Annotated in this window: 18 protein-coding genes; 12 read left to right on the top strand and 6 right to left on the bottom strand. The window is 56.8% G+C overall.

The window, feature by feature from the left end; genetic code table 11:
• The 3 genes from AB5Y90_RS14080 to AB5Y90_RS14070 all read left to right on the top strand — a co-directional run.
• Positions 1-3,000, top strand: a 3,000-nt coding sequence (locus tag AB5Y90_RS14080) for a type I secretion C-terminal target domain-containing protein (protein ID WP_368167029.1), incomplete at its 5' end; no start/stop codon positions are given.
• Between the two features lie 83 nt (positions 3,001-3,083).
• The gene (locus tag AB5Y90_RS14075; RefSeq protein ID WP_236272039.1) at positions 3,084-3,644 is read left to right on the top strand and encodes a hypothetical protein; all 561 of its coding nucleotides are present in this window, start codon (positions 3,084-3,086) and stop codon (positions 3,642-3,644) included.
• Between the two features lie 56 nt (positions 3,645-3,700).
• Complete coding sequence (locus AB5Y90_RS14070; RefSeq protein ID WP_162515173.1) at positions 3,701-4,417, top strand: SIMPL domain-containing protein; 717 nt, start codon at positions 3,701-3,703, stop codon at positions 4,415-4,417.
• 136 nt (positions 4,418-4,553) lie between these two features.
• Here AB5Y90_RS14070 and ahpF read toward each other — a convergent pair whose 3' ends face one another.
• The 3 genes from ahpF to AB5Y90_RS14055 all read right to left on the bottom strand — a co-directional run bounded on the left by ahpF (position 4,554) and on the right by AB5Y90_RS14055 (position 7,963).
• Complete coding sequence (gene ahpF / locus AB5Y90_RS14065) at positions 4,554-6,134, bottom strand: alkyl hydroperoxide reductase subunit F (RefSeq protein WP_202002189.1); 1,581 nt, start codon at positions 6,132-6,134, stop codon at positions 4,554-4,556.
• A 123-nt stretch (positions 6,135-6,257) separates the two neighbouring features.
• Positions 6,258-6,824 (bottom strand): alkyl hydroperoxide reductase subunit C, encoded by a 567-nt coding sequence (ahpC, locus tag AB5Y90_RS14060; protein ID WP_005337335.1) that lies wholly within the window; start codon positions 6,822-6,824, stop codon positions 6,258-6,260.
• Between the two features lie 692 nt (positions 6,825-7,516).
• The gene (locus AB5Y90_RS14055) at positions 7,517-7,963 is read right to left on the bottom strand and encodes a CBS domain-containing protein (protein ID WP_013723842.1); all 447 of its coding nucleotides are present in this window, start codon (positions 7,961-7,963) and stop codon (positions 7,517-7,519) included.
• A gap of 212 nt (positions 7,964-8,175) precedes the next feature.
• On the opposite strand from AB5Y90_RS14055, the gene queA reads away from it, so the two are divergent.
• The 7 genes from queA to nlpI all read left to right on the top strand — a co-directional run bounded on the left by queA (position 8,176) and on the right by nlpI (position 15,142).
• A complete protein-coding gene (queA, locus tag AB5Y90_RS14050; protein WP_368167026.1) occupies positions 8,176-9,228 on the top strand; it encodes a tRNA preQ1(34) S-adenosylmethionine ribosyltransferase-isomerase QueA in 1,053 nt (350 codons plus the stop codon).
• A 74-nt stretch (positions 9,229-9,302) separates the two neighbouring features.
• Entirely contained in the window at positions 9,303-10,439 is a 1,137-nt protein-coding gene (gene tgt / locus AB5Y90_RS14045; protein WP_005337329.1) for a tRNA guanosine(34) transglycosylase Tgt, read from the top strand.
• A 49-nt stretch (positions 10,440-10,488) separates the two neighbouring features.
• Positions 10,489-10,824, top strand: a complete 336-nt coding sequence (gene yajC / locus AB5Y90_RS14040) for a preprotein translocase subunit YajC (RefSeq protein WP_005337327.1) — start codon at positions 10,489-10,491, stop codon at positions 10,822-10,824.
• Between the two features lie 18 nt (positions 10,825-10,842).
• Entirely contained in the window at positions 10,843-12,696 is a 1,854-nt protein-coding gene (secD, locus tag AB5Y90_RS14035; protein ID WP_005337324.1) for a protein translocase subunit SecD, read from the top strand.
• A 10-nt stretch (positions 12,697-12,706) separates the two neighbouring features.
• Positions 12,707-13,654 (top strand): protein translocase subunit SecF, encoded by a 948-nt coding sequence (gene secF / locus AB5Y90_RS14030; RefSeq protein WP_005337322.1) that lies wholly within the window; start codon positions 12,707-12,709, stop codon positions 13,652-13,654.
• A gap of 84 nt (positions 13,655-13,738) precedes the next feature.
• Entirely contained in the window at positions 13,739-14,107 is a 369-nt protein-coding gene (locus AB5Y90_RS14025) for a rhodanese-like domain-containing protein (protein WP_005351016.1), read from the top strand.
• A gap of 90 nt (positions 14,108-14,197) precedes the next feature.
• Positions 14,198-15,142, top strand: coding sequence for a lipoprotein NlpI (gene nlpI / locus AB5Y90_RS14020; protein ID WP_005351017.1), 945 nt, complete (start codon positions 14,198-14,200; stop codon positions 15,140-15,142).
• Between the two features lie 65 nt (positions 15,143-15,207).
• On the opposite strand, the gene AB5Y90_RS14015 is transcribed toward nlpI, so the two are convergent.
• Together AB5Y90_RS14015 and AB5Y90_RS14010 are read right to left on the bottom strand one after the other, a co-directional pair.
• A complete protein-coding gene (locus AB5Y90_RS14015) occupies positions 15,208-16,080 on the bottom strand; it encodes a U32 family peptidase (protein WP_201991414.1) in 873 nt (290 codons plus the stop codon).
• An 11-nt stretch (positions 16,081-16,091) separates the two neighbouring features.
• Entirely contained in the window at positions 16,092-17,087 is a 996-nt protein-coding gene (locus AB5Y90_RS14010) for a peptidase U32 family protein (RefSeq protein ID WP_368167024.1), read from the bottom strand.
• A gap of 189 nt (positions 17,088-17,276) precedes the next feature.
• Here AB5Y90_RS14010 and AB5Y90_RS14005 point away from each other — a divergent pair, with 189 nt between their 5' ends.
• A complete protein-coding gene (locus AB5Y90_RS14005; RefSeq protein ID WP_005344837.1) occupies positions 17,277-17,810 on the top strand; it encodes an SCP2 domain-containing protein in 534 nt (177 codons plus the stop codon).
• On the opposite strand, the gene AB5Y90_RS14000 is transcribed toward AB5Y90_RS14005, so the two are convergent.
• Positions 17,763-18,179: a hypothetical protein gene (locus AB5Y90_RS14000; RefSeq protein ID WP_139463849.1), complete on the bottom strand. Its 417-nt coding sequence runs from the start codon at positions 18,177-18,179 to the stop codon at positions 17,763-17,765. The genes AB5Y90_RS14005 and AB5Y90_RS14000 overlap by 48 nt on opposite strands.
• 187 nt (positions 18,180-18,366) lie before the next feature.
• On the opposite strand from AB5Y90_RS14000, the gene trmJ reads away from it, so the two are divergent.
• Positions 18,367-19,089, top strand: a complete 723-nt coding sequence (gene trmJ, locus AB5Y90_RS13995; protein WP_368167022.1) for a tRNA (cytosine(32)/uridine(32)-2'-O)-methyltransferase TrmJ — start codon at positions 18,367-18,369, stop codon at positions 19,087-19,089.
• Positions 19,090-19,179 lie beyond the last annotated feature (90 nt).

Below are 19,179 nucleotides of genomic sequence, written 5' to 3'. Positions count from 1 at the left end.
CAGGCCCTGTCGCTTGCCGACGCCGCGAACACGGTTACTTTCAACACAGCCTCCGGCACGCTGACGGTCAAGGCCGATGGCAGCTGGACGTTCGATCCGAAGCCGGTTGATAACGACACGGATCCGGCCGACGTGGTGAACTTCTCGATCTCCGGCACCGATGCCGATGGCGACCCGTTCAGCGACACGCAAACCATCAACGTGCTTGACGGCACAGGACCGGGCAATGGCACTGGTGTCACCCTGGACCTGGATGAAGATGATCTGCTCGCCGGTTCTGGCACGCCCAAGGGGCCACTGACCGACAGCGCCACGGTGACCTTTGTTGCTGGCTCTGATCCATTCGCGGGTTTTGCCTTCCAGGGCACCAGCGGCATCACGGTCAACGTCAATGGCACCACTGGTGACGATCTGTTCTGGACACTCGACTCGGGGGTGCTGAACGCGCATCTGGGCAGCAGCAGCGGCACCATTGTGCTGACGGTTTCCCTGGTCAGCGCCAACCCGGCTGCCGGCACGGTTGGGGTTAGCGCCGAGTTGAAGGGTGCCTTGCCGCACGCCACAGCCAACGGTGAAAACACCATCACCATCACCGGCATCACCGTCGTTGCTTCCGATGTCGATGGTGATTCGGCTACCGCAGCCGTGACGGTCAATGTTGTTGACGACGTGCCAAGCATTGGCATTGTCCAACCTGCTTTGAATGTCACGAATGTGGCGGGAACGGTGTTCACTGGTACTTTCGATCTTACATCGGGTGCTGATCAGCCAGTTACTGCAAGCCTGCTCGGAAATACGGCTCCCGCTGGGTTGAGTTCTGGTGGGCAACTGGTTAGCTATTATGTTGACCCTAACAATCCGGGGGTATTGGTGGCCTATACCGGTATCGACCCAACTGCCAGCGGTGCCAAGGTATTCGCGCTGACCATTATTCCGGGCTCGGACCAATATAAGGTCGAGGTATTCAAGCCCCTCGACGGCATCACCTCTACTGTTGCGATCGATGGCTCGAGTTCCTTCGGATCCGGCCCGCAGCCGTGGCAGGTCCTGTCCAACAGTACCGTTGGTCAACTATCGGTGCTGACCGGATGGAAGACCACAGGCGCCTTCAATCTTGGCACATGGAAGGCAGGTGGGGCGGCAGCCGTTACCTTTGACAACGTCAATGGCTCGACGTCAGGTTGGGGTGTCGACAACCAGAATTTCACCGCCGGCGAACTCATGCGGTTTGATTTTGCAGATGTCGACGATTTCGATGGTGCAGGACCCTATGTTCCGCCCACTTTCTCCGGACCGAACGTGGTCGAGGCAACGTTCAGCTTCCTCGGTTACGATGCTGACACGATCCACTATGTCGTCCATTACACCGATAACTCTACCTCCAGCGGACAATTCTTGGTAGCCCAGAACGCCACCGTCACGCAAACGATTCCTGTGGGGGGCAATACTAAGATCATCGATTTTATCGAACTGTACACTGCGGATGGTAGCGGCAATGGTAAGGTCGACCTAGTCAACCTTGGTGTGACCAATGTGGGTGATCCACAGGATCTTGGATTCAATGTGACGGTCACCGATGCGGATGGCGATCAGGATCAGGCTTCGCTGACCCTTGACCTCCGCAACCCGGACCCGGTGCTCGTGGTCGGTACCAATGTCAGCGATGCCGGTGTGAGCACTACTGATCACTTCATTGCGAACCCGAACCTTGCTGATGTAGATGGCAATATCGCAGGGAGTGCTGGAGCTGATGTTTTGGTCGGTGACCTCGGGGGAGTTGCATCGGGTTCGTACAACCTGACATTCATTATTGATACCTCTGGCAGTATCAACAACACCGAGCCGGGGCAGATGAAGACTGCGTTGAAAACGCTTTTGGACAAATTTGTCGGCGTGACCGATTTGCAGATCGAGATCGGCACGTTTGCAACAAACAGTCAGATAGTGGGGAGTTATTCCACAGTGTCTGATGCCAAGGCGGCAATCGATGCCCTTTCCAGGACGCCGGGCGGATCTAATACCAATTATCAAGCGGCGTTGACCATGGCGAACACGCTAGTCGCTAACGACACGGCGGCCGATAACAAGATCGTCCTTTTTGTGACCGATGGCGATCCGACGACCGGTAACTGGATCTCAACCACGGAGATTCTGGCGGGGATGAATGGACTATCGCATCTTTCGGACTCCGCCACCGCAGTCAACAACATCCAGATCAACGCTATCGGCATCGGCCTTGGTGATACGAGCGGGTTCGATACGTCCGCAACCAGGTTGAATGCGATTGACAATACGACAGACGGTTACGTCCCGATCGCCAACTTCAGCGATCTGACGAATGGCTTGGGCTCGATCTTCGTTCCGGTGGCTGTCGGCAACGATGCCCTCGTTGGTGGCAACGGTAGCGACATCCTGTTTGGCGACAGTATCCATGCCGATGGCAGCGATGGCGGCTGGGCCAAGTTGGTCGCGGACAATCCCGGTCTGTCAAATGCCCAACTGCGCACCTTGGTTGCCAACAATCACTCCTTGTTTGGGCAAGACGGTTCACAGGGAGGCAACGACAGCCTTGATGGCGGCGCAGGCAATGACATTCTGTACGGTCAGAAAGGTAACGATATCCTGACCGGGGGGACTGGTGATGATTTACTGATCGGTGGCTCGGGCCGCGACACCTTTAAGTGGCAGGTGGGTGATGCGGATGGCGGTATCGACCGTATTACCGATTTCGCCAAAGGAAGCGGTGGCGATATTCTCGATATATCCGCAGTGCTGGATGTGTCTACGGGGGCCCATGCTGACACATTGGCGACTTACTTAAACTTTACGTTTGACAGTGCCAATAATCGAACAGTATTGACCATAGACAGCAATGGTACGACGGGTGGCAGTCAGGTTAATCAGACGGTTTACTTTGATGGCGTTGATCTGACAGGAGGAAGCACAGATCAACAGGCCATAATTAATAGTTTGCTGGCTAACTTGAAGGTTGATGATTAACCTGTTTGGGCCGGGCTTGCCTGGCCCCTGTTTTTTCCCCAAGGGGATGGATAAGATAGCGGCAGTAGAGGAGAGGGGTAATCATGCAGTCATTCAACTGGGTCGACATTGATGGCATCCGTTATAGCTGGGATGGGCAGGGAAACATTACCTGCGCAGGCCAGTTTGGCTATCAGGCCTCGATCGCGGGGGATCGGCTGGATGGGATGGAGATTGAGAATGAGGCCGGTGATGTAGCGGGCTCGCTCTATGTTGATTTCGCTACGGCCTCTATCACTTATGTGCCGGTCATGGATACCGAGTCTGCCCATAACATGATTCTGGTTGGCCATCATCAGGGTCAGCAGGAGTATCCGCTGGCCAGTTTTCACTCTCCATTGTTGCAAGATTTGCTAGGGCCGTCTGATACCATCCCTTGGTCTGCGATGGAGGAGGATAGTGGTGGCACCAATATCGGACAGGCGGTGCAAGGACACGTTCTGTCGTGGGACTCGTTCCATTTCGATGATGAGGTGTTGGTCTGTGGCACGGCTCCTGCTCTGGATATGGCAAACCAGAGCCAGGATCCCGGCAGCATGGTCACCATTAGTCTCGATCTGACCAATCAGATACTGGATCAGATCCCCCCCTTGCACGATATATAAATCCCGTAACTGCACGGGCATAATGGCCTCAATCTTTCCGATGGAGGTTTTTTTCTATGTGGCGTCCCCTTCTTACTCTTTCCGCTCTAGTTGTCAGTGCTCCGCTGCTGGCGATTGAAGTGCCGCAAGCGCCCCATCTGGTGGTGAGTGGTTATGCCGAGCAGAAGACCGAACCCGATATGCTCACCCTCAATGTGGCGGTGAGTGCACTGGATAAGCAGGGCCTCAAGGCCAAGCAGCAGGTCGATACCAAGGTCGCAGCCTTTTTCAGCCAACTGGAAGGGTTGGGGATCAAGCGCAGCGATGTTGAGGCTGGTAACCTGATGGTCTCTCCGGAATATCAGTATGGCGAGAACAAGAAGCCGGTATTGTTGGGATACCGTGCTCAGCGACAATTGGCGGTGAAGCTCTATCAGCTCGACAAGTTGAGCCCCCTGATGGATACCGCACTCAAAGCCGGGCTGGAGTCCGTATCCCAGATTGAGTACGGGTTGAAATCGCCGCAGGTCATCAAGGAGCAGGCCCGTCTGAATGCCGTTGAGGATGCCAAAACCAAGGCTGAATCTCTGGCCAAGGCGTTCGGGATGAAGCTTGGCAAGGTCTACAGTGTGGAGTACCGCAATGCTTCGCCCATTACCGCCTACAGCCGCAACCTGAAGATGGTGCAGGCCATGGCGATGGCTGCACCTGCGGCGGATATGGCGGACAACAGCTATCAACAACAGCAGATCACGGTAAGTGATAATATCGAGGCTGTTTTCTTGCTGGAGTGATGCCCGTCGTTTAAGTCCAGTCATGAACAACCCCGCCATTTGCTGCGGGGTTTTTATTGCGCATCGATGCAGATATAAAAAAGCCGACGCTCGTGTTTACTTAATCGAGCATCGGCTTTTTGTTGCGCAGGGTTTATCAGGCGGTCACAGCATCAGCCTGGGTCGCTTCAGGTGCCGGGTTGCGGATGAGGTAATCAAACGCACCCAGTGCGGCGGTGGCGCCGGCACCCATGGAGATGATGATCTGCTTGAACGGTACCGTGGTGGCATCCCCTGCGGCGTAGACGCCGGGCAGGGAGGTCGCCCCTTTGGTATCGATCTCGATCTCGCCAAAACGGGTCAGGGCTATCTCGCTCCCTTTCAGGAATTCGGTGTTCGGTACCAGACCGATCTGGACGAAGATGCCCGCTACCGCCAGGTGCTTGATCTCACCTGTGGTGCGATCTTCGTAATCCATGCCGACCACCTTGCTGCCATCACCGATCACTTCGGTGGTGCGCGCGCTCATGATGATGTCGATATTGCCCATGGAGCGAGCCTTCTTCTGCAGCACTTCATCGGCACGCAGGGTGTCGGCGAACTCCACCACAGTCACATGCTCAACGATGCCAGCCAGATCGATGGCCGCCTCGATGCCGGAGTTGCCGCCACCGATCACCGCTACTCGCTTGCCCTTGAAGAAGGGGCCATCGCAGTGCGGGCAGTAGGCCACGCCCTTGGTGCGGTACTCGAGCTCACCCGGCACGTTCAGGTCGCGCCAGCGGGCACCGGTCGCCAGGATCACGGCACGGCTCTTCAAGGTGGCACCGGAGGCGAGATCCACGTTCACATATCCATCTTTGCTGATGGCGGCGGCACGCTGCTCAGTGATCACTTCCACGCCGTACTGTTTGACGTGCTGCTCCAGGCTGGCGGCCAGTTTGGGGCCTTCGGTATAGGGCACGGAGATAAAGTTCTCGATGCCGACGGTGTCCATCACCTGACCACCAAAACGCTCGGCCACTATGGCGGTGCGAATGCCTTTACGGGCGGCATAGATGGCTGCTGCGGCGCCAGCCGGGCCACCTCCGACAACCAGCACGTCGTAGGGATCTTTCTCATTCAGCTCGGCGGCTTTGCGCTCTGCAGCACCTGTGTCGAGTTTGGCGACGATCTCTTCCAGCGAGATGCGGCCCTGGCTGAACGGTTGGCCGTTCAGGTAAACATTCGGTACTGCCATGATTTGACGCTCGGCGACCTCTTCCTGGAACAGGGCGCCATCGATCATGGTGTGAGTGATGCCGGGGTTCAGGGTCGCCATCAGGTTGAGGGCCTGTACTACGTCCGGGCAGTTGTGGCAAGAGAGGGAGATATAGGTCTCGAAGTGGAACTCGCCCTTGAGATTGCGGATCTGCTCCTGCACGGCCGCATCGGCCTTGGAGGGGTGACCACCGCTTTGCAGCAGGGCGAGCACCAGCGAGGTGAATTCATGACCCATGGGGATGCCGGCAAAGTGAACGCGCGGGGCTTGGCCCTGCGGCGCGACGCTCATGGAAGGCTTGCGGGCATTGGTGCCATCGGTCAGGGAAATCTTGGGGGACATCCCGGCGATCTCGCTGGCCAGTGCCAGCAGTTCGGCGGATTTGTCGCTGTCATTGCCGGACACGCTGATCTCGATGGGATTGACGATGTACTGCAAGTAACCGTTGAGTTGTTGTTTGAGGTTGGTATCCAACATGGTCGAATTCCTTCTTGTAATGGCGAGTTGGCATTAAATGTGAGTCGGTCTGCTTTCAGGCCTATTTGGCAATGCCGGAAAGCAGACCGGCCCTTATGCGGGCCGGTCTTGGAAGCGGGAGGCTTAGATCTTGCCTACCAAGTCCAGGGACGGGGCCAGAGTGGCTTCGCCTTCTTTCCATTTAGCCGGGCACACTTCACCCGGGTGGGAGGCAACGTACTGGGCGGCTTTGACTTTGCGCAGCAGTTCCAGTGCGTCACGGCCGATGCCGCCAGCGTTGATCTCGACGATCTGGATGATGCCCTGCGGGTCAATCACGAAGGTACCGCGGTCAGCCAGACCAGCTTCTTCGATCATCACGCCGAAGTTGCGGGTGATGGTACCAGTCGGGTCACCAATCATCGGGTACTGGATCTTCTGAATGGTGTCAGAAGTGTCGTGCCATGCTTTGTGAGTGAAGTGGGTATCGGTAGAGACAGAGTAGATCTCGACGCCCAGCTTCTGGAATTCAGCGTAGTTGTCAGCCAGGTCGCCCAGCTCGGTCGGGCAAACGAAGGTGAAGTCAGCCGGGTAGAAGAAGACCACGGACCACTTGCCTTTCAGGTCAGCGTCAGACACCTGAACGAATTTGCCATTGTGGTAGGCGGTAGCATTGAACGGCTTGATTTCAGTGTTGATGTAGGTAGACATGTAATTGCTCCTTGGTGATGTACATATGCCGGTCTGGTGTTGAAGAGTCTTGCCAGACGAGGCGCTTAACTTTCGATGGATTCATCATAGGGGCTTCCGTTAATCGATAAAAGCCGCAATTTTGAATCGCTTAAATCTATTTATTAGATAGCTCACTATGGCTGTACCTAACATGAATATCTCTGGCCTACTGAGATAACTCCTTGTCGTGGTTCAATATCTGTGCGCTACATCGCCTTTTCAAGGCATAAGAAGGGGTGTGCAGAGTCACGATGACGCGATGAGATAAACGGTGGTGCAAACAGGTGGCGCAGGAGGTTGAGACCGCTGCTCGCAGCGATGGGGAATGTGCTGGTAAGGGGGAAGCCGAAAAGCGCAGATAAAAAAATCCCGGCGCTATCGCAACGACAGGGCCGGGTCATCAAACAAGGAATGGCTATATAAACAAATGCTTTACAGCAAAGACTAACTACGGGGTGTGCAAACTTGCAGACATATGAGAGGAAGATAATGGGTGCACAATCCCTCGTCTCCCCCTCGGCAACTATTGCATGAGAGGGATGATAGTGTGACGCAGATCACAAGGCAAGTATTTGGTGTAATTTTTCAATCAAAATGAAAGTGTTTCATCATTTCAGCTTATTTAGACGGCTGAAAACGCTTTTATTGTAATTTAATTACAGCATAATCTATCAAAAGTCGGTAGGTGGTTCCTGCTCTTCCATCAATTCCAGCAGGTTGATGGCCACGGCAATAAAGTCCGACTCGGTGACAATGCCGATCAGCTTGCGTCCTTTGAGTACCGGCAGGCAGCCATATCTGTGCCGCTGCAGGTAAAGTGCCGCCTCCTTGATGCCGGCGTGAGGATCTACGCTCGCCACTTGCCGTGTCATGATCTCGTCGAGTTGCACGCTGTCGGTAAATTCGGCTTCCCGCTCCGGGCTGATGAGCAGCAGCTTGGATTCCCGGGTGGCCAGGATATCGGTGAGGGTTACCAACCCCAGCAGGTGGTGCTGCTCGTCGACGATGGGAATGTGGCGGATCCGCTCCTGCTGCATCAGGTCCATCGCCTGTTTGACACTGTTTGACGGACCCAGAGTGAAGGGATGTTCGGTCATGATTTCGGATAGGGTCATCATGGTGGGCCTCCTTGTGTATCTGCTTTCACCCTAGCCCAGCGCCCATTGGCAAAACATGATCAGGGTCAATACAGAACATTAAAGAATCATTAACCGGAGGTGTGTCTCAATATTGCTCGCTACCCCTTGTCTCTCTTGGGTTTTTGGTCTTTTGGGTTGCCTTGGAAGATGGGGATAACTAGACTAGCCGCCGATTCCCCCCGAGGTGAAAGATGCAAGTATCCGATTTTCATTTTGATCTGCCAGACGAGCTGATTGCCCGCTATCCGATGGCAGAGCGTACCGCCAGCCGCCTGTTGCAGCTCGATGGTCAGACTGGCGCCCTGCGCCACGGTCAATTTGTGGATGTGCTGGATCAGCTCAATCCGGGTGACCTGCTGGTATTCAATAACACCCGTGTCATTCCGGCGCGCATGTTTGGCCAGAAGGCCAGCGGCGGCAAGCTGGAGGTACTGGTCGAGCGCATTCTGGACGAGCACAGCGTGCTGGCACATGTCCGTGCCTCCAAGCCGCCCAAGCCCGGCACCCGTATGATCATGGATGGTGGCGTTGAAGCCGAGATGCGCACCCGCCACGACGCTCTGTTCGAGATCCACTTCCTCGACCCGCGTCCGGTGCTGGAGATTTTGGAGGCCATCGGCCACATGCCGCTGCCCCCCTATATCGACCGTCCCGACGAGGATGCCGACAAGGAGCGCTACCAGACCGTTTACAATCAAAAGCCGGGCGCCGTCGCGGCGCCGACCGCCGGCCTGCACTTTGATGAGCCGCTGCTTGAGAAAATTCGGGCCAAAGGGGTTGAAACGGCCTTCGTCACCCTGCATGTAGGGGCGGGGACCTTCCAGCCGGTGCGGGTTGAGAAGATTGAAGATCACCACATGCACTCCGAGTATGCGGAAGTGCCGCAAGAGGTGGTAGATGCGATCGCGGCCACCCGTGCCCGTGGTGGTCGGGTGATCGCGGTGGGGACCACGTCGGTGCGTTCGCTGGAGAGCGCAGCCAAGGTCACCCTGGCGCAGGGCAAACCGCTGGCGCCCTTCTTTAGTGACACAGATATCTTCATCTTCCCTGGCTACCAGTTCCAGATTGTCGATGCCATGGTCACCAACTTCCATCTGCCGGAGTCGACCCTGATCATGCTGGTCAGCGCCTTCGCCGGTTATGACAACGTGATGGCGGCCTATCAGGCAGCTGTGGCCGGTCAGTACCGTTTCTTCAGCTACGGGGACGCCATGTTCGTCACCCGTCGCCAGGTTGAAGCATAAGCTTCAGCTTATTTACCGGGCCGTGAGCGGCCCTCCTTTTGTCAGACTGTTTATCTGACGCAGCCGAGGTAGCAATGAAATTTGAACTGAAAACCACCGACGGCCGTGCCCGTCGCGGTCAACTGGTCTTCGAACGTGGTGTGGTACAAACGCCGGCCTTTATGCCGGTCGGGACTTACGGCACCGTCAAGGGGATGACCCCGGAAGAAGTGCGTGAAACCGGCGCCCAGATCCTGCTGGGTAACACCTTCCACCTCTGGCTGCGTCCGGGTCAGGAAGTGATGCGTGCCCACGGCGATCTTCATGACTTCATGAACTGGCAGGGCCCGATCCTGACCGACTCCGGTGGTTTCCAGGTGTTCAGCCTGGGCCATATTCGCAAGATCACCGAAGCGGGCGTCCACTTCCGTCACCCCATCAATGGCGAGAAGATCTTCCTAGACCCCGAGAAGTCCATGGAGATCCAGTACGATCTGGGCTCCGACATCGTGATGATCTTCGACGAGTGCACCCCGTACCCGGCCACTTATGAAGAAGCGCGCAAGTCCATGGAGATGTCCCTGCGCTGGGGCAAGCGCTCCCGCGACAAGTTTGATGCGCTGGGCAACAAGAACGCCCTGTTCGGCATCATTCAGGGCTCGGTCTACGAAGATCTGCGTGATGTCTCCCTCAAGGGGCTGCTGGAGATCGGTTTCGACGGTTATGCGGTCGGCGGTCTGGCCGTGGGTGAGCCCAAAGAGGATATGCACCGCATTCTCGAGCACGTTTGCCCGAAAATTCCAGCCGACAAGCCGCGCTACCTGATGGGTGTCGGCAAGCCGGAAGATCTGGTGGAAGGGGTGCGCCGTGGTATCGACATGTTCGACTGCGTCATGCCGACTCGCAACGCCCGCAACGGCCACCTGTTCACCACCGATGGCGTAGTGAAGATCCGCAATGCCCAGCACCGCAACGACACCAGCACCCTGGATGCCGAGTGCGATTGCTACACCTGCAAGAACTACAGCCGCAGCTACCTGCACCATCTGGACAAGTGCAACGAGATCCTCGGTGCCCGTCTGAATACGATTCATAACCTGCGTTACTACCAGCGTGTGATGCAGGGTTTGCGGGACGCGATCGAGCAGGGTAAATTAGACGACTTTGTAACAGAGTTTTACCGTCGGCAAGGGAAGCCTGTGCCTCCGTTAGCTGAAAATGACGTTAAATAACAACATATAATTTTGTTTTTTTAAATCTACATCAATAAGAGGTTGTTAAATGAGCATTATCTCCAAGGCGTATGCAGAAGGCGCAGCACCGGGTGCACAGGGTGGTGGTATGGAAATGATCATCATGCTGGCCGTATTCGGCCTGATCTTCTACTTCATGATCTATCGTCCCCAGGCCAAGCGTGCCAAGGATCACCGCAATCTGATGAGCTCCTTGTCCAAGGGTGATGAAGTGCTCACTTCCGGTGGCCTGGTTGGCAAAATTGCCAAAGTGGCTGCAGACAGCGATTACCTGGTGATCGCCCTGAACGACCAGACTCAAGTCACCATCAAAAAGGACTTTGTCTCTGCCGTTCTGCCCAAGGGTTCTATCCAGTCCCTTTAATCTCCCAAGGAGCACAGCGTGTTGAATCGCTATCCGCTGTGGAAATACCTGATGGTGATCCTGGTGATCGCCATCGGTTTTCTATATGCAGCCCCCAATCTTTACGGCGAAGATCCGGCTTTGCAGGTTTCTGCCAGCCGTGGTGCCGAAGTCAAGCTAGATACTCTTGATCTGGTGAAAGAGACCCTTGAAGCGGCCAAGATCCCGGTCAAACATGCTGCATTCGAGCACGGTTTTATCCTGATCCGTTTCAAGAACACCGAAGACCAGCTGAAGGCGCGCGATATCGTTGCCAACAAGCTGGGCGACAACTTCATTACCGCACTCAACCTGGCACCTTCCACTCCCGCCTGGCTCGAAGCCATCGGTGCGGCGCCTCTGAAGCTGGGTCTTGATCTGCGCGGTGGTGTGCACTTCCTGATGGAAGTGGACATGGCCGAAGCACTGACCAAGCAGCAAGAGCAGATGGTGCAGGATTTCCGCTCCGAGCTGCGCACCCAGAAGATCCGTTACTCCGGCGTGCGCCGGGTCGGTGATCAGGTGCAGGTGATCTTCCGTGACGAAGCCGATCAGGAACGCGCCGTTTCTCATCTGCGTCGTCAGAACCCTGATTTGACCTTCACTACCGAGCAGAAAGGGGATGAGTTCATCCTGCTGGCTGGTCTGAGCGAAGCCAAGATCAAGGAAGTGAAGAAGTACGCCCTCGAGCAGAACATCACCATCATCCGTAACCGGGTCAACGAACTGGGCGTGGCCGAACCGCTGGTACAACAGCAAGGCGCCGAGCGCATTGTCGTTGAACTGCCCGGTATTCAGGATACCGCCCGCGCCAAGGAGATCCTGGGTGCAACCGCGACCCTGGAATTCCACATGGTCGATGAGACTGCCGACATCCAGGCTGCGGCCGATGGCCGTGTCCCGCCCAGCTCCAAGGTCTACAACGATCGCAATGGTCGTCCCGTGGTGCTGCAAAAGCGGGTGATCCTGACCGGTGACCACATCGTGGGTGCCCAGTCCGGTTTCGACGAGTACAGCCGTCCCCAGGTCAACATCAAGCTGGATGGCCAGGGTGGCAACAAGATGGCCAACTTTACCAAGGACAACGTGGGTAAAGGGATGGCGACCGTCTTCATCGAGTACAAGCCGGTCGGTCAACCGGGTCCGGATGGCAAGCGCAAGTTCCGCAAGCAGGAGGAGGTGATCAACGTCGCCACTATCCAGTCGCGTCTTGGCAGCCAGTTCCGTATCACAGGTATCGACAACGCCAACGAAGCCCACAACCTGGCGCTGCTGCTGCGTGCCGGTGCCCTGATCGCCCCGATCCAGATCGTGGAAGAGCGCACCATTGGCCCGAGCCTGGGTCAACAGAACATCGACAGCGGTATGGAAGCCATCGGCTGGGCCATGCTGGTGATCGTGCTGTTCATGGGGATCTACTACCGCGCGTTCGGCTGGGTTGCCAACCTGGCGCTCTGTATGAACCTGGTGTTGATTGTCGGCATCATGTCGATGATCCCGGGGGCCACCATGACATTGCCGGGGATCGCCGGTATCGTCTTGACGCTGGGTATGGCGGTGGATGCCAACGTGCTGATCTACGAGCGTATTCGTGAAGAGATCCGCAACGGTCGTGGTGTTCAGCAAGCCATCCATCTGGGCTTTGATCGAGCATTCTCCACCATCGCCGACTCCAACGTGACCTCGCTGATCACCTGCGTGATCCTGTTCGGTATCGGCACCGGCGCCATCAAGGGCTTTGCCCTGACGCTGGGCATTGGTCTGACCGCCTCCATGTTTACTGCCATCACAGTTTCCCGTGCCATTATCAACCTGGCTTGGGGTGGACGGCGTATCGACAAGCTGCCCATCTGAGGATAGAGAGATGTTTCAGATTCTACATTTTGAAAAACCGATCCCGTTTATGCGCTATGCCAAGCCGGGTGTGGTTTTCTCTTCCGTGCTGATGGTGGTAGCCCTGTTCTTCCTGTTTGATCGGGGTCTGAACTGGGGTCTGGACTTTACCGGTGGTACCACCATCGAGGTGGGGTTCCAGCAGTCGGTGAGCCTGGACAAGATCCACGACGCTCTGGAAGAGCAGAAGATTGAAGGGGCAACCCTGCAACACTTTGGCTCCAGCCGTGACGTGCTGTTCCGCCTGACCCCGAAAGAGGGGGTCAAGGTAGAACAACAGGGTAACGAAGTGCTGGCGGCGGCCAAGCAGCTCGACGAGGGCGCTGTGCTCAAACGCGTCGAGTTTGTCGGCCCTTCCGTGGGGGATGAACTGGCGACCGATGGTGCGCTGGCCATGCTGGCCTCCATCCTCTGTATCCTGGCCTACGTGGCAGTGCGTTTCGAATGGCGTCTGGCGCTGGGGGGCATTCTCTCCCTGGTGCACGACGTGGTGATCACGCTGGGTGTCTTTGCCTACTTCCAGTACGAGTTCGACCTGACTGTACTGGCGGCACTGATGACCCTGGTGGGTTACTCCCTGAACGATACTATCGTGGTGTTCGACCGCTTGCGGGAGAACTTCCGCAAGGTGCGTAAAGGGGATACCGAGTACATTCTGGATCTCTCCATGACCGAGACCCTGAGTCGTACCATCATCACCTCCGGCCTTACCTTTATCGTGGTGCTGGCGCTGCTGCTCAAGGGCGGTGCGTTGATCCACGGTTTTGCCGTGGCCATGGTGATCGGTGTGGCGTTCGGTACCTACTCCTCCATCTATGTGGCGAGTGCGTTTGCCATGTTCCTCGGCGTCAAGCGCGAGCACATGCTGCCCACCCAGGTAGAGAAAGAGGGTGCGGACCAACAGGAAATCCTGCCGTAACAGTGAAGAGCGCCTCATGGCGCTCTTTTCTTATCTCTGCGTGTCGTTTGCTGACGCACATGATTTAAACAACAGGAGTTTGTCATGCATCACAATCCCCGTTTTTTGGCGCTGGTTGACGGGATCCGCTCCCGCATCACCGAAACCGATGTTCACCAGATCAAGCGCTGGCAGGACGAAGGGCGCACGTTTCACCTGATCGACGTGCGGGAAGAGAGCGAGTGGGCCAGGGGGCATCTGCCCGGAGCCCGATATCTGGGTCGTGGCGTGATTGAGCGGGATATCGAGACCCAGTTCCCGGATCTCGAGACCGAGCTCTACCTCTATTGTGGTGGTGGTTTTCGCTCCATTCTGGCTGCGGACAACCTGCAACAGATGGGTTATCGCAAGGTGATCAGCGTCGACGGCGGCTTTCGCGGTTGGTGCGATGCCGGATACCCTGTCGAATCCTGATTTATTTGAGGTAGAGGGGCACAGCTACATGACAAAGCGGCAGTTGACCTTTACCATATGCGGGGTCAAGCGTAAGCGTCGGAGTGTTCATTGAACGTCAGGAAAGGGATTGGATACCTCCTCGGTATCCTGTTGTTGCTTCCCATGTGGGGTTGCAGCAGTAGCAGTCAGGTTAACACCCCCAAGGTTCCCAAGCCGCAGCCTGCTTCACTGGTGTTGGCGACCCCCCTGCAGGTCTCCTACCAGAGTGAGCTGGCGCTCGCCCGACTCGGGCAGATGCTCAGTGAAATGGAACTGACCACCGAGCAACGGGCAGAGTTGTTCTATGAGCGTGCCGTGGTGTTTGATCGGGTTGGTCTGCGTTCCCTCGCGCGGCTCGATTTCAACCGTGCCCTGCGGGAGAAACCGGATTTCGCCGAAGCCTACAACTTCATCGGCGTCTATCTGGTACAGCAGCAGAATTACGACGAAGCCTATGATGCCTTCGATTCCGCCCTCGAACTGGCGCCGGACTATGACTATGCCTATCTCAACCGTGGCATCGCCCTCTATTACGGTAACCGTCCCGAGCTGGCCGCGGCCGATATGAAGCGTTTCTACGAGGCGCAGCCGGAAGACCCCTATCGGGTGATCTGGCTCTATCTGGCTGAGCAGAAACTCGACCCGTCGGCCGCCATGAGCCGGATGCGCGAGCGTCTCAACAAGTACGATGACGACGCCTGGAACTGGGATCTGGTTCGCCTCTATACCGGCGAGATCAACGCTTCCCAGCTGATGGGCAACGTGGTGAAAGGGGTGAAGGATAACCGGGAGCTTGCCGAGCGCCTGTGTGAAACTTACTTCTATCTGGGCAAGTTCGAGCTGGGCAAAGGCAACCGCAAGGAGGCCATCAGCTACTTCAAGCTGGCCTTATCCAACAACGTCTATGACTTCATCGAGCACCGCTATGCGCTGCTGGAGCTGGAGTTGATGGCGCGCAAGCCCTTGCCGCCAGGTGCCCAGAGCGCTCGTAACAAGGGGGATCAGCCCTCCTGATCTACTGCCAGATAGTGGTAAAAAAGGCCTCGCGATGAGGCCTTTTTGTTGGGCAAATGGCGGGTTTACTCCACCAGGCTCATGCCGGGGATCTGACGCCAGTAGCCGTTGCAATCGCTTCCTTGCTGCAAGGAGAGGGGAGCCTGGCCCTGCCGGTTGGCTTTGAAGCGGGCCAGCATCTCCAGCGTCACCATCCCTTGCGGCGAAAGCCTGACCACATCTACCAGACCTTCCATACCAGCCAGCTCGTTACCCAGGTTGTAGCAGTAACCGGACTGGGTCTGGATCCCGTTGAGATTGAACACCCGTTGCCCCTCACGGCTGTTGGCCAGTCGTCCGGTGGGGTAGTTGATGCAGGCGAGCTCGCAGTTGTCTTTCGGCTTGTCGAGAGAGCGGGCGGTAAAGCAGCGCGCCGAGTAGGCGAGCGGCAGATGGCCGTAGGCAAACACCTCCACCTCAAATTGGTCGCGCAGGGGGCCCAGATCCTGATTGAGCTGGATCAGCCAGTCACGGGAGAGCTCCACCGGCATGACCCAGCGTTTCATCCCCTGTTTGAGCAGCATGCGCAGCACATCGGCGTTATAGGCGTTGATGGCGGGACCACAGACGAAGGGGATCCCTGCCTCCCAGGCGAGTTGCACCGTACCGAGATCGTTGGCTTCGACCATTAGATCGCCATTGTCGACCAGCCGCTTCACCTCCTTGAGCTCGGAAGGGGCGGAGATAAGGGCGAGGGTCGAGAGCACCACCTGCTTGCCGGAGCTGGCCACCTGACGGGCCAGCGCAATCCAGTCATCGACTTTGAGTTCGCGCCGCTTGCTGCAGACGGTCTCCCCCAGATAGATGATGTCGGCCTGACTGTCGGCAGCGGCATGGTAAAAGGCTTCGGTATCGGCTTTGGGCCAGTAGAAGAGCAGAGGCCCGAGAGAAAATTGCATGGGTGGACTCCTTATTGCCACTGACGATGGTAGGCGCCGAGGGTAGTCTGGCTACCTTCGGAGACGCGGGCTAGCTGGGCATCCCACTCAGCTTTGACCTGATAGGCCTCGGGATTGGCCTGATAGGCATCGATGGCTGCACGCCAGACCCGGGTCACTTGCTCCACATAAGCGGGGCTGCGCTGGCGCCCTTCAATCTTGACCGACTGGATCCCGGTCTTGAAGAGCTCGGGCAGGAGACCCAGGGTATTGAGACTGGTGGGCTCTTCCAGCGCGTGGTAGGTCTGGCCATCCACGTCGAAACGCCCCTTGCACAGGGTCGGATAGCCAGCATTTTCGCCCGGGCCATAGCGGTCGATCAGCACCTCGTTGAGCCGCGACTCGAGACCATTCGGGGTCTCTTCCCAACGGACGAACTTGGCCGGTGAGCAGGCGCCGACGGTGTTGGGACTCTCGCCAGTCATGTAGGAGGAGAGATAGCAGCGCCCCTCGGCCATGATGCAGAGGCTGCCAAAGGCGAACACCTCAAGGCCAACATCGGTTTCGCGGGCCAGTTGCTTGACCTGATGCATGGAGAGCACCCGGGGCAGCACCACCCGTGTAACATTGAATTGCTGCTGATAGAAGCGAATGGCGGCGGTATTGGTGGCGCTGGCCTGCACCGAGACATGGAGTTCCATCTCGGGGTAGTGGCGGCTGGCATATTCCAGCACGGCGAGATCGGCGATGATTAACGCATCGGCGCCGAGGGCCGCCCCGCGATCAACCGCTTGTTTCCATCGAGTATCGGCCCCGGGATGGGCAAAGGTATTGATGGCAATATGCAGCTTGCGACCATGTTGATGCACATAATCTACCGCCTTCTCCAGTTTGCTGTCGGTAAAGTTGAGACCGGCAAAGTGGCGTGCATTGGTGTCATCCTTGAAACCGATATAAACGGCATCGGCCCCGTTATCCACGGCGGTTTTCAGTGCCGGCAAACTGCCTGCCGGACAGAGTAATTCCATTGGTACGCTCCGAGAGTGCATATGAAGGGCAAACGAGCCCTGATTGTATGCAGCCATGCACTCCCGCTTTTTGACCTGAGGCAGCTTTATGTGGCTTTACCCTTCTTGAGGTAACCCTGCACAAGTTTGATTTCCAACAGGATCTTGCCACTCTCCCTGTGTTTGAATGCGCAAAAAAGGGAGTCTATCGTGTTTCAACAACTGCAACGCCGCCTGGTCGAACAGGCTCCGCGCTTCTTGCGCCATCCCCTCAAGCTTGTTCCCTTCAATCTGCAAAAGCAGCTGATGGAGAGTTTACTGGCCCGGGTTTTCAAAGAGGCTATCGAAGATGGCGATTTCGAGTTTCTGGCAGACAAGTGGCTGAAAGTCGAAGTCTCTGATCTGGAGCTGTGCTGGTTTATCAGTGAGCAGAATGGCCAGCTGGTGGTAGCTCGCGAGTGTGACAAGGCCGATGTCTGCTTCAGCGGTACCGCCAACGACCTGATCCTCATCGCTGGTCGCAAAGAGGATCCGGATTCGCTCTTTTTCCAGCGCAAGCTGAAGATAGAAGGGGATACCGAACTGGGTCTTGAGGTGAAAAACTTGATGGACAGTCTGGATCTCGATGGCTTGCCGAGCCTGATGAAGTATCCCCTGATGGATCTGGCGACGTTTATCGAACGCGCCCGCACCGAGTCAGCGCAGGCTCCGGTGCAGACGGCGCCGGGCGGGATCCCGTCTTAAGTGGACAATCACCCCATGGGCATGGCGACGATAATGGTGCCGTGCCCAGAGGCAACGACAGGCCCACAGACAGGGCACCAAGGCGATGAGTGCCGCAGGGGCGGACAGCTGTGACATGGCCAGCCCCGCAGCCAGCCAGATGAAGGGCTGCGCTTCATACAGCCACTCCGGCTGCAGCCAGCGTTTGCTCGGAAAGATAATCAGGTCGGTACGCCGGTAGCTGGAGCGCATCATCCAGGTCACCGCTCCGGCGATAAACAGCAAGGCGCCTGCAAACCAGAGCAGGGGCTGATCACTCAACGTAATAATGGCAATGGCTGCCAGCAGGTAGAGGCTGGGCAATCTCTCATAGATAAAGGGAGGAAGCATGGCGTTGTGTCTCCTGTGCCGTTTATCGGATATCCATCAAGTTTAGTCCCCCCCTCTCACTTCCCTCATGCTGGTTTGTTATACAAACGGGTGGTTTTGTTCTGAAATGGCTCGGCTTTTACGGTGCCAACATCGTGTTCTCTTATGTTACAATTGCGCGCCATTTTTGACTGAAGATTGACTGGGCATGTTGGATCAGATTCGTATCGTTTTGGTAAACACCTCTCATACCGGCAACATGGGGTCTGCGGCCCGCGCCATGAAGACCATGGGGTTGACCCAGCTGGTATTGGTTGATCCGCAAGCCTTGCCGGATGACAATGCCTTCGCCCTGGCGGCTGGTGCCTGCGATGTGCTTGCCAATGCCCGTATCGTCCCGACACTGGACGACGCGATCGCCGATTGTGGTCTGGTGATTGGCACCAGCGCCCGCTCGCGAACCCTGAGCTGGCCCATGCTCGATCCCCGTGAGGCCGGCGAAAAGTCGGTGGTTGAGGGGATGCAGCATCCGGTCGCGTTGGTGTTTGGTCGTGAGCGCACCGGTCTCACCAACGACGAATTGCAAAAGTGCCACTATCACATGGCCATTCCGGCCAATCCTGATTACAGCTCTCTCAATCTGGCCATGGCGGTGCAGACTCTCTGCTACGAAGTGCGGATGCGCTGGCTGCAGGGGCAGGCCGCCGAGCCTGAAGATGAGATGGCCTATCCGAGTGCCGCCCAGCTGGAAGGGTTTTATCAGCACCTGGAACAAACCCTGATGAAGACCGGTTTTATTGCTGATGACCATCCGGGTCATGTGATGAGCAAGCTGCGTCGCCTGTTCAATCGAGCTCGGCCGGAAGCGGCGGAGCTCAACATTCTGCGCGGTATTCTGACCTCGGTGCAGAAAGCGCGCGTACCGGATTAATCCGACTGATTTACTCAACCATATACTTGACTGATTTGGTCGGGTATGTGATCATGTGCCCCATTAAATTGCTTCGCAAGACGGTAAGGC

It is taken from the genome of Aeromonas sp. R4-1, from assembly GCF_040908325.1.
Classification (GTDB): Bacteria; Pseudomonadota; Gammaproteobacteria; order Enterobacterales; family Aeromonadaceae; genus Aeromonas; species Aeromonas veronii.
The sequence above is the reverse complement of the archived record's forward strand: the minus strand, read 5'-3'. Positions and strand labels throughout refer to the sequence as shown.